The organism is Microcystis sp. M109S1, from assembly GCF_020247025.1.
In the GTDB taxonomy this organism is placed as follows: domain Bacteria; phylum Cyanobacteriota; class Cyanobacteriia; order Cyanobacteriales; family Microcystaceae; genus Microcystis.
Genome location: NZ_JADBRW010000426.1, coordinates 1 through 15,483 on the forward strand (window position 1 = coordinate 1; position 15,483 = coordinate 15,483).

Sequence of the window (15,483 nt, forward strand, 5' to 3'; positions counted from 1 at the left end):
CAGGTGGTCAACTACCTAATTTTCAGGGAAAAAGTACCTGAATTTTCCCCCTGATCACTCCCATGCCTGGTACTTTTTGATTGACAAAAAGTCTAAAAGTCTTACCCAACAAGGTTTTTAGATTTATTCAGCAGACCCTAATTAGTTATCAGTTAACTAATAACTTATACTAAATCCAGTTATTAAAGACTGATTATCTATTCCTCCTTTTGCATGAGTGCCTCTTGCATGAGTGCCTATCCTCATAAGTAGCCTATACTCAACGGATTTAGTATTAGTCACTCACCAAATAAAGACTACTTCATATTATCCTAAATCCTGTTTAAAAGGGATAGGAGATTAGCCAGAGATTGGCACCGCCGGATAAGGATAACTGCTTGCCCAAGTCATCAAAAATCGGGATGAATAGTTCTAGTCCAGTTTTTTCTTAATAAAAGCCACTATTTGAGACATTTGTTTCTTCATAGTTTCCATTTCTGTTTGCATTTGGGCAATTTGGGACTGGAGAGTCTGAATATCGGTGCTATAATCCCCGGTGAGTTGCTCTAGTTTCGGGCTAAAAACTTTTGGTTTGGGGGAATATTGTTTGGCCTTAGCCATCGCTTCTTTAATCGCTTGTACCAATTGTTTTTGGTCGAAAGGCTTCTCAATAAAGGCAAAATGCTGGAAAGGTTCGGGGATTTTCTCTACTACCTCCTCTTTCCGTCCCGACATTAACACTAGGGGGATACTTTTGAGATTATCTTCGGTTTGGATTTGCTGAAACACCTCCCAACCGCTCATTTTCGGGAGAAGGAAGTCCAAAATAATCAAATTCGGGTTTTCGGTACGGATGAGATTATAACCCTCTAATCCGTCTTTAGCTTCGAGAAATTCAAAGTTACCCTCTGGTAACATATCGCGAACGTGCATCCTGATCACTTTACTGTCATCGATAACGAGAATTTTATGATTTGACACGATAGACACCTTAGAAAAGAGACAATAGATAAGCTGGATGATTCGAGGGGGTATTAGGGGAAACTTTCGCCATAGGGATTGGAGATTACCAAAAAACCCTTAGAAACTAACATACATCATAAAGAAAAAACCTCGGTTAATGTCCGAGGCTGCTGTTGTAGGAGAACTCAATGCAAAACCAAAGGAAGATACCAAAACCAAAGAGGTTTTTATCGGTAAATCACCCTTATTGTCCCATTGTAACCCCTGTTTAAGCGTATCGGGATGAACTAGCACTTTTGAGGGCTAAATAACCTAAACCGAGACATAAAAGCGCATTTAGTCCCAAAAATGCCTGAGCGATCGTACCGGAACCTAACCAGATCAGAGTAGGATGGATAACAGCACTGATACCTAAAGTCACCGCCATAGCTAAAGATACCCCCACCGCTAACCATTTTGCTTGGGGATGACTCAAAAGCAGAGCAATCAGGACAAAGGGCAGGATAACACTGGCAAAAAGCGGATTAAGGGCAGAACTTCCCTGAATAACACCTCCTAGGTCGGAAAGAGAACTCCCCATCACTCGGAAAGGCCATTGGGGTAAATCGAAGATATAAAGACCTCTGAGGAAAAATAAGCCAGAACTGCCAAAAATTAGACCAGCATTCAAAAATCCGTTCCAGGAGAAGGGAAAATAACTTCTCAGCCACCAAGCAAGAAGATAAGAACCCAAAACCATGGCCATTTTGGGCAAAACCGCCACCGCGCCGCCATCAATCCAGAAACGGGGATTGAGATAACCGTTATCGCGCAACCAACGCCAAAAATCCCGGAAAGTAATCTGTCCTTTCAGGGCCAATTGTAGGGCATTGCCCGCGTCTAATTGTCCGGCCCCAAAATGATTAAAGGGATCATCATTGATCTTACGGGCCGACTGCTGCAAAACCTCTAAAACTGCATTGGGTTCTTTAATTCCCGCAGCCTTGATTAAAGCTACCACCCCGGCAACGTGAGGGGCCGCCATGCTGGTTCCCTGAAAACCGAGGAACGCCGGTTCCCCCCCCTTAGCCGGATCGATGGTTTCTTGGATAATTTTACCCGTATCGGAGCCGCCTGGGGCAGCAATATCGATTCCGGCCCCGAAATTAGAATAGGGGGCTTTATTTCCGGAGGCATCTACCGCAGAAACGCCGATAACGTGCGGAAAACGGGCGGGATAGGCGGCGGAATTATCATCGGCATTACCGGCAGCGGCGACGATTACCACACCTTTACTATAGGCATATTCGATCGCCTCTTTCATTACTTGGGTTTCGCCTCCACCCCCTAAACTCATATTGATGACATCGGCTTTATTATCGACGGCAAAACGGATCGCTTCGGCAATATCTCCCACGGTTCCCCCACCCGTCCCGGAAAGCACCTTGAGGGGCATAATTTTGGCTTTGTAGGCGATGCCGGCCACCCCGTAGTTATTATTGGTCGATTGGGCAATTGTTCCCGCTACATGGGTTCCGTGACCGTTATCGTCCTCGGCATTGCCGCGATCGTTGACGAAGTCGTAGCCTTCGACAAACTCGGTTTCTCGCAGATCGGGAACTATTGATACACCTGTATCAATAACGGCGACGGTGATCCCTTCACCGTGATTTTCTTCCCAAGCGCGTTCGATGTTAATTCCCCTCAGGTTCCACTGTTTGCTATAGTCGGGGTCATTGGGGGCGATAAAAGCATGATAAATATAATCGGGTTCGATCGATTCGGTGTATTTTTTTAGGTCGGAATTGCGGAGATTTTTCAGGAGTTTGCTATCTCCATCGATAATGTAAAGATGTTCATCGATGGAAAAGATACTATTTAAACTGGTGGGTTTTCCCGCTTTTTTGTTGATAGCATTTAACTGCTCATCGAGGACGCTGACGGGGATATCGTCTTTAAAGTCGATCAAAATTGATTGATATTCGCCCCGATTTGCTAATCCAGTAAAGTTAAAGAGAGCAAATCCTAGACCGATAATGAATAGGGTTAACAATAAAAGTTTTTTCATAGATTTCCTAAGAATTGATCATTGCCAGCCAAGGTTTTTTTAGTTTTGATGAGAAAATCTGAGCGAAGTTCCCCTATTTTTGTCTCGATTGAGGAGAGGACTAACCGGTTACAAAAAAGTCACCTGTTGTTTATTTTAAGCTCGATCGCCGATCGCTGTTAATTGCCGACTGGCAAAAATAGCTTCGTAGTGGCGATAATGTTTAAATTCCAAGAGATTATAGAAAGGATCCTCCAGGAAAAAGGTTTTATGCTCGGTTATCTCCCCAGTAAAGCGAGTTTTTGGTTCTAGATAAAATTTTAGTTGATTGACCCGTGCTTTGACCAGAAGATTGTCCCAATCGCTGGCAGCGGGGAGAATGAGACCAAAATGGCGAGGATAAATGCTATTTTGGGGAGTAAGAGGCATTTCGGTGACGTGAGCGACTACCTGATGACCGGAGAAATTTAAGATAATCGCTTTCTCGGTTTCCCTTCCCGCTAAACAACCTAAACCATCACAGTAAAAGCTTTTAGCACTGGACACATCGGTAATCGGAATAGCGAGATGAAAAATTGCAGGTTGATTCATGGTAATCGATTTTATCCGCGCTCTACTAGGTTCTATTGTAGCGATCGAGGGGCAACTGTTACAGGAATTTTTTCTTGAATTGGAGTAATCGCGGGGAAATTTTCGGCACTTTTTCCCTGAAAATTAGGTAATTGACCACCTGAAAATCGATAAAACCCCACCTAAAGACTTTGTGCGATTCTAAAACCAGCGTGTTGATAAAAATTCCGGCGAAACCAATTGCGATAGTAGGGTAGGATTTCTGTGCCGTTAGTCACCCAAGCTCCTCCTAACATCATTTTATGTTGACTATTAAAGAAAGGAGTGGAATTGTCAGCATAGAGGTAATGGGGTTGAAAGTCAGTTAAGGGATTAAAATCATCTTCTAGCCATTCCCAGACGTTACCGCGTAAATCATAAATTTCTGAGTTATTGCCAGCATTTTTTAACATTCCTACGGGAGTGGGAGAACAGAATTTTAAATTGAGGTTATAGTCCTCAAAGTTATCGTTTTCTAGGGTATAACATCGATTTTTTTGACTGCCATAGGTGGCTAAATTCCACTCAGCTTCCGTCATTAAACGTATTCCTTGACCTTGAAAACGACAGTAGGCGATCACTTCATAATAGTTCACTTCTACCGGCCAATCAAGAGGTAAATCGAGAGCATCAAACATGGCTCGATATTGATAATTTCCTCGCTCATCTACCAGCCAAAATTTAGGATATTTGACTCGATAATGATTTTTCCATTGCCAAGCTTCCTCATCCCAATAACTGGGATTTTCGTAGCCACCATTATCGACAAATTCTTTAAATTCTCCGTTGGTAATCATATATTTACTCACCAGAAAATTGTTAACTTGAACTTGCCGATAACCATACTCATTATCCCAACCATAAATAGGAGAATCTTGGGGTTTACCAATTTCCACTATTCCCCCAGAAACCTCCACCATTTGATTAGGATAAGCTTGACCAAAAGAAGGGGCATAATGCCACCCTTGAGGACGTTGCAGACGCTCTAAGGGCAGTTGTCTGAGTAACATTGAAGATGTTTCAAAGTGAACACGCTGATGCTCAATTCCCATTATTAATGACCAGAGAGAATGCTGAGGATGAATAGGAAGATTAAGGGGGATATTTTTAATTATTTCGACCACAATTTCATAGACTTGTTGCCGATATTCCCAAACCTTAGCCACCTCGGGCCACTGAATATGGGCGATAGCAGAGTTTAATTCTTCGGGAGTTCCTGGATCTACTCCCACTCCAAACAATAATTCGTAGTCAGGATTAGGGCTTTTTTTTAATAGGTTAACCAGCTGCAATTTATTAAGATAAAAAGCGGCAGCATGACCTAAATAAAAAATGAGGGGATTTCTTAAATCGTCAGGGTTACAATAAAAAGCTTCTTCTTTGATGATGCTTTTTAACAGCCTATCTTCTAATTGCCAAGCATTTTCAAAATAGTCCAGTAGATTTTCTCGACTACAGTTATTTAGAGATATAGGAGCCTGTGCTTGAATAGTTTCCATGTTTTTATGCCTCTATTACTGATGGTAATGTTTTCGTTATTTACAGGGATAACTGACAGAGAATTAACCCGAATAAATTTTCAGGATCGGTGAAAACCCTAAGGGGTTTTAATCCCTTTGATTCTAGGTCTTTTTGCATAGTTTCTAGGTTAAATTTACGCGAGATTTCTGTCAAAATACTTTCTGATGCTTGAAAATTAACTGTTAAATCGATTTTTTTAAGATGAACAGGGTGAGTTTTTTGAGAAATTAAATACATTTCAATTTGGTATTTGTCTTGATTATAGATAGCTTGATGACTAAATAAATCTAGGTTAAAATCAGCTTGAAAACGCCAATTTAAATGGGAAAGCATATTTAAATTAAAAGCGGCTGTCACCCCTTGTGCATCATTATAAGCTGCTTCTAAAATTGCCGATGGTTTTTGGAGATCAATCCCTAATAAAAAATAATCTCCAGCTTTGAGGACAGTGGTAATTTTTGCTAAGAATTTATCACATTCATCGGCGGAAAAATTACCGATCGAACTTCCCAAGAAAAAAATCATTCTGGTATTATCGGAAGCGTTTTGATAATAGGCTAAGGCCTGTTCATAGGTTCCAATTAACCCCTGAATGGGTAAATTAGGATATTCTTTTTGTAATTCTATGGCACTAGCTTGGAGAATAGTTTCACTAACATCGATAGGTACATATTTAGAGGATTTTTGCTGCTGATAATAAGCGTCCAATAACAGACGAGTTTTAGTGGAACTACCACTGCCTAATTCTATCAATTCGCAGGCTCCTGTATAGGCGACAATTTCTTGGGCATATTCTTGAATAATAGCCGCTTCTGTCCTAGTGGGATAGTATTCTGGCAATTGACAGATTGCTTCAAAAAGTTGGGAACCTTGCCGATCATAAAAATATTTAGATGGTAAACTTTTGGGGTTTTTAGTTAATCCTTCAATCACATCTTTTCCCTCATCTTTAACTATATTGTGACTGGTGGTAAAGGTAGCTAAATACTCAATTTGTAATAGTTCTTGGTTCGGTGGGTTAAGTTGCATAGATTCTCCGATTATTCTCAAGTTTTTTGATTGTTCTCGATCGATGCCGAGGATGAAATCCACTTTGACAGCTTGAATGCTGGCAGAGATTATCATTCCCTGGTAATCTTACCACTAAAACGCCGCAAAATTTACCTCTTGTCTAGATAGACAAAGTTTATGGATCGTCAATAAAAGCTGTTAAATCCATCGAGATGGGTGCTGATATTATCCAAGCAAAATTATCGGTTCAATTAATCAGTAAAGATTGCATTTCCTCTAAGGTAAGATTTTCTTGGATATAGCGAGGATTAAGGGGATGATAGGGACTAGCAAGACGAGCTATCTTAATAACTCTAGCAGTTTCAGGAATGATCGGAATATCGGGATCGTAGGGGGTGCTGCGGGTAAGGGAACTAGAAAAACCTTTAAAAATAGAGATTTCTTCCTCCTCCCCATCCACAGCAATAGTCACTAATAAAACCTCTTGGGGATTTTTGAGGGTGTATTGTTCGAGTTGTTTACCAATATTCATAGAAAAATGGCTAATTATCGATAGCTAAAGACCTACTATTGTAAAGCTGAACGTCCCTGTTTGCCAAGGCGAATAAGAAGAAAATGGGCAAAATAGAGAGTATAAAAAGAGAGACCAACTAAACCAAAAAAGCCCAAAACATTAGCGGTAGCTTCTGAATGAAAAATCTCGCGAAACTGCCAAGGTGCTTCCTGCCAAACTTGACAATAGGGAGAATTTAGCAATTCCCCTGACATAGCACAGGAGAGAAAAGGTAAGGTAGAAATCGCACCCAAAGGACAATAAATCGTTACTGCCCAACGCCAAGCAGTGGTGACAAATTTAATTGGACTGGAGGGTAAATCTTTAATTTCATCGTTAATATCCACCCAAAACCAGAGGGAAATCGGGATTAAAATCTTAGCTAAAAAACTGGTGACAAAACCAATCGGCCAGGAAGCGATCATTAAATATACAGTAATTAATAAAAGACTAGCCACTCGCCAATAGATAATAAACAATTTTTGTAATGATTCGATTTTTGCAAATAAAGACCAAATTAACAAAATTGCCGGAATAATCACCGTAAATAGGACGGCTAAACGATAATCTATCCAAACGAGAGGACGAAACCAAAGTTGATTCATAAACTATTCAGACATAATTACACTGTCAATATTTTACTGTCTTCGGACGCAGGAGCCAAAATCGGCCACAGCTTGACCAACAAACAAAAAAACGAGGGGCGATCCCTTTATAGCTGAGATCGCCCTAAAGCTAGGATTCTACTGTGAGGAGAGAAAAAACCGCTGCCTGACTGCATTAATCTTCATAAATGCGACACTCGGCGGCATCGGGATTAGAATCACAATAATTTTCGAAGTAGGTTTTTTGGGGGTGGTCCTGACGTTGGTGAGCGGCTTCTGCTTGTAATTCTTCCACCGCATCCCAAGCGGCGGCGCATTCGCCAGAGGTGGCACCTTCCGTACTACAGACGGTTCTGGCGTTTTCTAGCTCTTCTTGAATTTTATCTTGGATATTGCTCATGATTCCTCTGGAATTGATCTATTGACACTTTAACAATTATACAGTCACCTTCTCAAGCCACAGGATCGGTTATCCCACTCGATCGCCTTTCCTGTTCTATTAAGCCGATCTTAGCGCAATTTTTGGCGAATTTAACATCAAGATTTCCTGACCGGGCCAATTTTTAGCCTACATTCCGCACTGGAGAAATGCCAGAGGGATTTCTCCCCGGCATAGACAGCGAGCAGAACCATATATCGACTTATTTAGGCCGTCTTACACCAAATCCGTTTTTAATAGTGTGATTAACTGCCAAGTTATCGATTGTTTTTCCCCGCTCCAGTGCTTTGGCGCTCACCTACTCTCCTATACCTTTTACCTGGGTTGCAGGGACAGCAGTACGCGCATTTATGGCTGTATAATTCACGTTGATATTATTAATAATAAAATCTGAGTGCAGCAGGACGGCAGCAGCGATCGCTGATAAATTGGTAGCTAGGGGAGTTCCCAAACAAGACATCGTTTTAGCTTACCATGGGCCCCATGTGCGACAATATACCGAGTTTGCCCTTGGCTAAAACCATTAATTGATGACCTTGCCCATACAAGTTTTACCCCAAGACGTAATCGATTTAATTGCCGCAGGAGAGGTAATCGACTCTTTAGGCGCTGTGGTGCGAGAATTAGTCGAAAATGCCATTGATGCGGGGGCAGATAGGATTAGCATCGATATATCTCCCCAAAACTGGCGAATACAAGTATCGGATAACGGCAGGGGAATGTCTAGAGAAGATTTGCAACTGTGTAGCTATGCCCACAGTACCAGCAAAATCCGCCAACGGGACGATCTTTGGCAGATTACCAGTCTCGGATTTCGTGGTGAAGCTTTGCACAGTATCGCACAGGTGGCGCATCTGCGGGTTGCCAGTCGCCATGACGATGATTTAGGTTGTTATTGTCTTTACAATCACCAAGGCGAGCCGGGTAATTTAGAAACGATTCCTATAGCTATCGGTACTATCGTCACGGTAGAGAATCTCTTTGGTAACTTTCCCGTGCGTCGTCAAGCTTTACCGTCAATTAACAAACAATTAAAGGATATACAGACTTTAATTCATAATTTTGCTCTCTGTCATCCCCAAATTACTTGGCAGGTTTTTCAAGATCATCAAGATTGGTTACGCATTAGTCCGGGTAAGGATGCCAGTCAAATATTACCCCAATTAGTTAAATCTCTGCATTTTAACGATTTAGCATCCCTAAAACTTGACTTAACGACTCCTGACGCAGAATCTGCTCAAATTGAATTAGTCATTGGTTTGCCCGATCGCATTTCTCGCCATCAACCAGATTGGGTTAGAATTGCTGTTAATGGGCGAATGGTGCGCTCATCGGAGTTAGAACAGGCAATATTTGAAGCTTTCGCTCGCACAGTCCCTAAAGATCGCTATCCCGTTTGTTTTCTCCATCTACATCTTAACCCTCGTTCGATCGATTGGAATCGTCACCCAGCCAAAGCGGAAATATACCTGCATAACCTCATTTTTTGGCAAGAACAGATAATTTCAGCCATAGACAAGGCGTTAGGACTAAATCCCGAACATATACCCGAAAAAGCGCAAAATCAGCGCGTCAGTCAAATTCTCAAGGCTGCCGAAGAAAAAAGCACCTATACAATAGGGGAGAAATACCCGAAAAATCGGCTGGAATTAAAGGCAGTAGCCCAAATTCACCAAACTTACATAGTTGCCGAACATCCTAACGGATTATGGTTAGTCGAACAACATATTGCCCATGAGCGGGTTTTGTACGAACGTTTAGAGGATAACTGGGAAATCGTGCCGTTAGATACTCCGATCATCTTAAATCAGTTAACTACTCGACAAATCGAACAATTACAACGTTTAGGATTAGAAATTGCTAGTTTTGGCGATCGCTCTTGGGCAGTTCGTAGTATTCCTGTTCTACTAAAAGAACGCGAGGATCGGGCTGATGCTTTACTAGAATTAAGTTTAGGGGGGGATTTACAAACCGCTCAGGTTGCTACCGCTTGCCGGAGTGCTATCCGCAACGGTACAGCTTTAAGTTTAAAAGAAATGCAGAATTTACTCGATGATTGGCAAAATACCCGTAATCCCCGCACCTGTCCCCACGGAAGACCGATTTACTTATCCTTAGAAGAAACCTCGCTTGCTCGCTTCTTCCGTCGTCATTGGGTTATCGGCAAAAGTCACGGCATTTAATCAGTTATCAGTTATCAGTTATCAGTTATCAGTTATCAGTTATCAGTTATCAGTTATCAGTTATCAGTTATCAGTTATCAGTTATCAGTTATCAGTTCACTGTTCACTGAAAAATCCCCATCGCTTAATTGGCCGATATTGCTAGGGAAAAACGAAAAGTGCTGCCTTTACCTAATTCACTTTCCACCTCGATTTGACTTTGGTGTAATTCCACTAAACGACGGGTAATCGCTAAACCAATACCACTACCCCCAGAATAACGGGAACGAGAACGATCGGCCCGCCAAAAGCGCTCGAAAATAAAGGGTAAATCCTCTGCTGCGATGCCAATTCCTGTATCGATAACGGCAATTTGTAGGCGATTTTTGTCCCTTGTCACTTGCAGGGTAATTGCACCATTATCGGTGTAACGAATGGCATTACCGAGCAGATTAACTAAGATTTGTTCGAGGCGATCGGGATCGGCCATGACAGATGGTAAATTGGGGGGACAATCTAACTGTAAAGTCGGTCCATCTTCTAATAATTGATCGGCAAATTTTTCGATGAGAGAATTTAACAAAGGTAATAAATTAACAGGTTGCAGTTTAATCGAGAGATAACCAGATTCCGCTCGCGATAGCTCCTGTAGATCGTGGGTTAAACGTTCTAACCTGCGGGTTTCTTTCACTAATTTCTGATAAAGTTCTGGATTAGGTTCGATCGCACCATCGGCTAATTCTTCTAAATATCCCCGTACCACAGTTAAAGGGGTGCGTAATTCGTGGGTAAGATCACCGATTAATTCCTGGCGCCGTTTTTCCACATCGGCTAAACTAATCGCCATCTGATTAAAACTGATGGCTAATTGATTTAATTCTGGGATTTCGCTTTCTGGAACTCGCGCCGATAAATCCCCTTCAGCAAAATTTTTAGTGATTTGTTTCATTTGTTTTACCGGTTTCATAATGCGTTGAGAAACCAAAAAACTCAGATAACCAGCCGTACTTCCTCCCGCAATGAATGACCAAATGGCACTACTATCCCAAGCTGTCTCAAAACCCCTAACCAAGAAAGTTCTCGCTGATCGCACGGTAAAAAATCCCTGCCTTTCTAACTGTTCCAAACGCAAAACAAACATTCGCGGAGAAGATAATTTAGCAATGATAATAAAGCTACTCAATCCCACCACCATAACGAGGAGATGGGATAAAAATAATCTGGTTCCTAAGCTTAATTTTGGTGGCTGCATATTTGTTTAAAAACTCTATTTGTTGTCAATATTATTGAGAGATTGCTGCATAAATCTAAAAACCTTGTTGGATAATATTTTTTGGTCTTTTTGAAATCAAAAAGTGCCAGCCATTGGATTGTTCGGTGGGAAAATTTAGGGACTTTTTCCCTGAAAATTAGGTAATTGACCACCTAAAAATGGGGAAAACCCCACACCCTACACGCCACACCCTACCCCTAGGAAAAACTTTTTGCCGCAAACCCTATTGACAGTGTTTCTCATAAATATGAAGTATAACAGGATTTGGCATCGACCACCGACTCCAAAAAACAAAAACTTTGTACCTCACCATTAAGATAACGGACCTAGATTCGGCTATAGCATCATAAAGAACTCTATCGGGTTCTTCTTGTTGAAGAATCTCTCGTCAAGCTATGCTGTGAGGGGAGAGTAGGTCAAAACCTAACTTTTTGCCGCTCTATGCTATCGTATCAAGATGCGCTACTCTGTTAGGAGATGATTTTGCTTGAGTCATCTGCTCAAAGTAGCGTCTGTTTTTTTAACCCTTACCCTTAAAAGAGAATCTTTTCTGTATGCTAGAGGCTAATAATCAGGGAGAGAATCAAATATTTCTCTATGAAGTTGTTTTTTCGGGTTCTTCTGGCTCTTTGCCTCAACGCTTCTCCTGGACAGTCCTGCGAGTACCTAAAAGCCGCATGAGTCAAGAAACACAGCGCCTCCTGCGCCAAGGGGCCAAGATTCTCAGTATAAAGCCTCTTGACCCCGAAACTGTCTCGATCAAGCCTAGTTTACCACCTCAACCCTGGTGGGTAGAGATCACCACCAGTCAGCCGAAATGTCTCTATTATTTCGGTCCTTTCGAGAGTTTTTCTGAAGCTTTATCCCATCAATCCGGTTATATCGAAGACCTACAATCGGAATCGGCTCTGGGAATTAACAGCGAAATTAAACAATGTCAGCCAGAGGTTTTAACTCAAGAAGATTTTTAATGTATGGTATCTAATTATACAGATTTTTAGGAATAGTTAGCTTCCTCTTGTTTTCGTTTAATAATGCCTTTACCCTCACAGAATTTACAGGGGACGGATTCATTCTCCGTCTCTAGATGGATTCTTCCTTTGCCTTGGCAGTGGGGACAGATAACTTGTTCTTCCCACCAATAATTCTCTAAAAAAGCCTCATCGGTAATATAGGTAAAATCTTCAAACATTGGCTTGTCCTCTTATCGTTGAGATAGCTTAATCTGGATTCATCTTTCAACCTGAGAAATTGAAAATTAGGTTTACCCCCATCGTAAAAAAGATCGGGTTCATTCTTCTTGAAACTTAAATTACTTCATATTTATTTATGTTTATTAATATATAATGAGTGTTCACTATCAATCGGGTGTATCTCATATTTGTGAATTTCTCTCACTTATGGTGATCAGCAGAAGTTCTACTATAGTCAGACTAAATCCGTTGAGTATAGGCTACTTATGAAGACAGGCAAAAGGCACTCATGCAAAAGGCAAAAGGGGGGATAAATAATCAGTCTTTAATAACCGGATTTAGTATAACGATTCTGGTTCCAATCACACAATTTAGAGAACCGTTAAAAATCTATGAACTCCCGAAAAGGCTTGCCATATAAGCATTTCGCATCTAAGTACAATTGCTTATTGCAAAAGTGGGATGCTCCCCGGGAGATCGGGAGAATCTATTATATCCAATTAGCTGAAACAGTCCGCTTACAGAATACACCTAGTCCAAATAAACCGAATCCTAATAAACCAAAGACAGTAGAAGGTTCAGAAACAGGTTGACTAGATTGGGAAAAAAATCCATATTGTAAGTGATCTACTTCAAAGCCTCCATCGATTAAAGTCTGAGATATTGATATAGCTGAAATACCTGCTAAATTGATAACTCCAAAAAAGCGATCATCAACTGTTGTTCCGTCGAATCTGTTATCGCCAATCTGTCCCTGACTAAGTGCAATAGTACCTAAAGAATTTCCTTGTGCATCAAAACCTTGAAACGTTAGTGGTGTTTGGTCTGTCTCTGGAGGTCCGCCAAGGCTTGAATATGAATCTGTCCAGACAATACCTACATGAGTAGGAAGGTTTCCTAATATATTGACATTGAAATTAAATTTAAAGCCTCCTATTATTCCATTGCCTTGTTCATATAAAGCATGACCTTGTTGCCCGTTTCCATCAATTACTCCGTCGTCAATATCAACAGAATCTCTATAAAAATCTGGACCTGGCACACTAACTGGTAAGCCACTAGCACTAGAGGCTGTAACACCTGGCACATTCAGGGAACCATCCTCAAAATTATCAAGGTGAAAATAGCTAAAGCTAACATTTTTAAATGGACTATCATTAAAGCTAAGATAAGGAGTTGGTCCGAGTAATGTTGGAGCAGAATTTACAACGGGAGTTTTAATGACTGCACAACCGAGGAAAACTCCAGTAGCTAGTGTTATGGTGGTAATTTTATTAGCCATTCTTTTAGCCTCATCAATTTCTACTTCAAGCATAAGCCTGATTTCAGCTAATCTAAAGTCGGATTGTGGCGGCTAAAGGCGGGAGTTTTATTAATAATCTTGACAAAAAGCGGATAATAGCGGATAATTACGGCTGGGCGTTATAACTATGAAGCAACAGGGCAATGGACGTACAAGCGGTGTTGAAATACGTGGATGACCTAGTTTTCGCGCAAACGGGACAACATCTTGACAGTCTGCAAGTTGCGATTCTGAAGGGAGTCCTTAATGGCAAAAAATATACCCATATTTCTGAAGAATATCATTGTTCGGCAGGGCATACTAAAGATGAAGCTTATCAACTGTGGCGCATTCTTTCCGAAGCTTTAGGAGAAGATTTAAATAAGTCTAATTTTCGTGCTACTATTGAGAGGCTGGGATATGCTAACTCTCAATATCAAATTGTCGGCAATCCAATTCAAATCAGTAATATTAACCTCTGTGCTAACTCTCCGCAAAGTTATGAGACAGAAAATATTGAATCAATAATAGAAGAAACTGCTATACCTTATGTTAAAGAAAGCCTGACGATTCTGGAAAGAGAAAGACAAAAAGCAAAACTAGAAATTATTCCAAACTTAGTTGAGCTTGACTTGACGGCCGAGCAAATTGCTAGTACGTTGGGATTGTCTCTTGAGCAAGTTAAAAAATGTATTCCTTAATTTGATTTAATGAGTATTGTCCACCTTTTTTTACAATAGAGATAATTTATGTGTGTTTTTATAAATGCACGTCATCAGCTATCGAAGATTACGAGAATTTACGAATAAACACGCTGATTCCCGAATAGCTTTAGAGAATTGGTATAAAATTGCCAGTCAAGCGATTTGGTATAATTTAGTTGCGGTTCAAGCGGTATTTCCCCAAGCAGAAGCAGTTGGTAATTTTACTGTTTTTAACATTAAAGGAAATAGTTATCGCCTCATAACCAGTATCGACTATCAGAAGCAGCTAATTTATATCAAGTATGTTTTAACTCACGCTGAATACGATAAGGAGCAATGGAAAAATGACCCCTACTTTTAATCCAGAAAAATACAAAGAATTACTAGCTCGCCATTTACCTAAAGTTATCAGAACAGAAGCAGAAAATGAAAAAGCTCTGGCTATTGTCGAAGAATTGATGCACAGTCAGCATCGAACTCCCGAAGAAGATGAACTTTATCAGCTTCTAATTCTTTTAATTGAGAATTTTGAAAGAAGCTTTTATCTACAAGAATCAACCACACCTAATTCTATGTTATTGTTTTTGATGGAGCAGCAAGGCCTTAACAAGAAAGACATAGCCAGAATCCTTGGCTCTGACAAAATTGCTTCTAGTTTAATTGTAGGAAAAGGGTCAATTAGCCAAGAACAGGCGAAATTATTAGGACATTTCTTTCATGTAGATTATAGGTTGTTTATGTAGGGTTTGCTGAATAAATATAAAAACCTTGTTCGATAAGACTTTTAGACTTTTTTCCCATCAAAAAGTGCCAGCCATTGGAGTGCGCGGGGGGAAAATTCCGGGACTTTTTCCCCGAAAATTAGGTAATTGACCCCCTCAAAATGGGTAAAACCCGACACCCGACACCCCACACCCTGACCCCACGAAAAACTTTTTCAGCCAACCCTAATTATCTCCTCGCCAAAAAAATCAGGAGCAGAATTTCTACTCCCGATAACTTATTAACTTTAGACTTACCAATTTATCTTAAATGTCGGGTGAAGACCCTCAGTTTGACTGACGGGATGAAACCCGACCAATATAGAACAGCACTTCGACAGGCTCAGTGACACGAAGCACCACTAAATCCTTGACAGTTTTGTGCAGGATATGTTAGAATAA

The 15,483-nt window shown here is 40.8% G+C and carries 18 protein-coding genes; 6 read left to right on the top strand and 12 right to left on the bottom strand.

Features of this window, described 5'->3' with window-relative positions:
• Positions 1–411: 411 nt before the first annotated feature.
• From IM322_RS20960 to IM322_RS21000, 9 genes are all read right to left on the bottom strand, one after another.
• A complete protein-coding gene (locus tag IM322_RS20960) occupies positions 412–960 on the bottom strand; it encodes a response regulator (protein ID WP_287673214.1) in 549 nt (182 codons plus the stop codon).
• A 250-nt stretch (positions 961–1,210) separates the two neighbouring features.
• Positions 1,211–2,989 carry a S8 family peptidase gene (locus IM322_RS20965; RefSeq protein WP_287673215.1) on the bottom strand — a complete coding sequence of 593 codons (1,779 nt, stop codon included), beginning with the start codon at positions 2,987–2,989 and terminating at the stop codon, positions 1,211–1,213.
• Between the two features lie 135 nt (positions 2,990–3,124).
• Positions 3,125–3,559: a VOC family protein gene (locus IM322_RS20970; protein WP_287673216.1), complete on the bottom strand. Its 435-nt coding sequence runs from the start codon at positions 3,557–3,559 to the stop codon at positions 3,125–3,127.
• A gap of 161 nt (positions 3,560–3,720) precedes the next feature.
• Positions 3,721–5,076 carry a 5-histidylcysteine sulfoxide synthase gene (ovoA, locus tag IM322_RS20975; RefSeq protein ID WP_287673217.1) on the bottom strand — a complete coding sequence of 452 codons (1,356 nt, stop codon included), beginning with the start codon at positions 5,074–5,076 and terminating at the stop codon, positions 3,721–3,723.
• A gap of 40 nt (positions 5,077–5,116) precedes the next feature.
• On the bottom strand, positions 5,117–6,127 hold the full coding sequence (gene egtD, locus IM322_RS20980; protein WP_287673231.1) for an L-histidine N(alpha)-methyltransferase: 1,011 nt from the start codon (positions 6,125–6,127) through the stop codon (positions 5,117–5,119).
• A 229-nt stretch (positions 6,128–6,356) separates the two neighbouring features.
• Positions 6,357–6,641: a DUF7734 family protein gene (locus IM322_RS20985; protein WP_286825785.1), complete on the bottom strand. Its 285-nt coding sequence runs from the start codon at positions 6,639–6,641 to the stop codon at positions 6,357–6,359.
• 35 nt (positions 6,642–6,676) lie between these two features.
• Entirely contained in the window at positions 6,677–7,267 is a 591-nt protein-coding gene (locus tag IM322_RS20990) for a DUF3177 family protein (protein WP_287673218.1), read from the bottom strand.
• A gap of 175 nt (positions 7,268–7,442) precedes the next feature.
• Positions 7,443–7,667, bottom strand: a complete 225-nt coding sequence (locus tag IM322_RS20995; protein WP_287673219.1) for a Calvin cycle protein CP12 — start codon at positions 7,665–7,667, stop codon at positions 7,443–7,445.
• 337 nt (positions 7,668–8,004) lie between these two features.
• A complete protein-coding gene (locus IM322_RS21000) occupies positions 8,005–8,166 on the bottom strand; it encodes a hypothetical protein (RefSeq protein WP_287673220.1) in 162 nt (53 codons plus the stop codon).
• Between IM322_RS21000 and IM322_RS23585 the strand changes: the two genes are divergently transcribed.
• Both IM322_RS23585 and mutL read left to right on the top strand, forming a co-directional pair.
• Complete coding sequence (locus tag IM322_RS23585; RefSeq protein WP_260324573.1) at positions 8,135–8,224, top strand: element excision factor XisI family protein; 90 nt, start codon at positions 8,135–8,137, stop codon at positions 8,222–8,224. The genes IM322_RS21000 and IM322_RS23585 overlap by 32 nt on opposite strands.
• 12 nt (positions 8,225–8,236) lie before the next feature.
• A complete protein-coding gene (gene mutL, locus IM322_RS21005) occupies positions 8,237–9,889 on the top strand; it encodes a DNA mismatch repair endonuclease MutL (RefSeq protein ID WP_287673222.1) in 1,653 nt (550 codons plus the stop codon).
• 124 nt (positions 9,890–10,013) lie between these two features.
• Here the strand turns inward: mutL and IM322_RS21010 are convergent, their stop codons facing one another.
• Positions 10,014–11,120, bottom strand: coding sequence for a sensor histidine kinase (locus IM322_RS21010; protein ID WP_287673223.1), 1,107 nt, complete (start codon positions 11,118–11,120; stop codon positions 10,014–10,016).
• A 575-nt stretch (positions 11,121–11,695) separates the two neighbouring features.
• Here IM322_RS21010 and IM322_RS21020 point away from each other — a divergent pair.
• Entirely contained in the window at positions 11,696–12,112 is a 417-nt protein-coding gene (locus tag IM322_RS21020) for a DUF1816 domain-containing protein (protein WP_287078428.1), read from the top strand.
• 26 nt (positions 12,113–12,138) lie between these two features.
• Here IM322_RS21020 and IM322_RS21025 read toward each other — a convergent pair whose 3' ends face one another.
• On the bottom strand, positions 12,139–12,333 hold the full coding sequence (locus IM322_RS21025) for a hypothetical protein (protein WP_287078429.1): 195 nt from the start codon (positions 12,331–12,333) through the stop codon (positions 12,139–12,141).
• 491 nt (positions 12,334–12,824) lie between these two features.
• A complete protein-coding gene (locus IM322_RS21030) occupies positions 12,825–13,649 on the bottom strand; it encodes a PEP-CTERM sorting domain-containing protein (protein WP_287673225.1) in 825 nt (274 codons plus the stop codon).
• Positions 13,650–13,780: 131 nt separating this feature from the next.
• Between IM322_RS21030 and IM322_RS21035 the strand changes: the two genes are divergently transcribed.
• The 3 genes from IM322_RS21035 to IM322_RS21045 all read left to right on the top strand — a co-directional run bounded on the left by IM322_RS21035 (position 13,781) and on the right by IM322_RS21045 (position 15,063).
• Entirely contained in the window at positions 13,781–14,317 is a 537-nt protein-coding gene (locus IM322_RS21035; RefSeq protein WP_287673227.1) for a helix-turn-helix domain-containing protein, read from the top strand.
• A 64-nt stretch (positions 14,318–14,381) separates the two neighbouring features.
• Positions 14,382–14,681 (top strand): type II toxin-antitoxin system HigB family toxin, encoded by a 300-nt coding sequence (locus IM322_RS21040; protein ID WP_287673228.1) that lies wholly within the window; start codon positions 14,382–14,384, stop codon positions 14,679–14,681.
• Complete coding sequence (locus tag IM322_RS21045; RefSeq protein WP_287673230.1) at positions 14,665–15,063, top strand: helix-turn-helix domain-containing protein; 399 nt, start codon at positions 14,665–14,667, stop codon at positions 15,061–15,063. The genes IM322_RS21040 and IM322_RS21045 overlap by 17 nt, the downstream gene beginning before the upstream one ends.
• Positions 15,064–15,483: the final 420 nt, after the last annotated feature.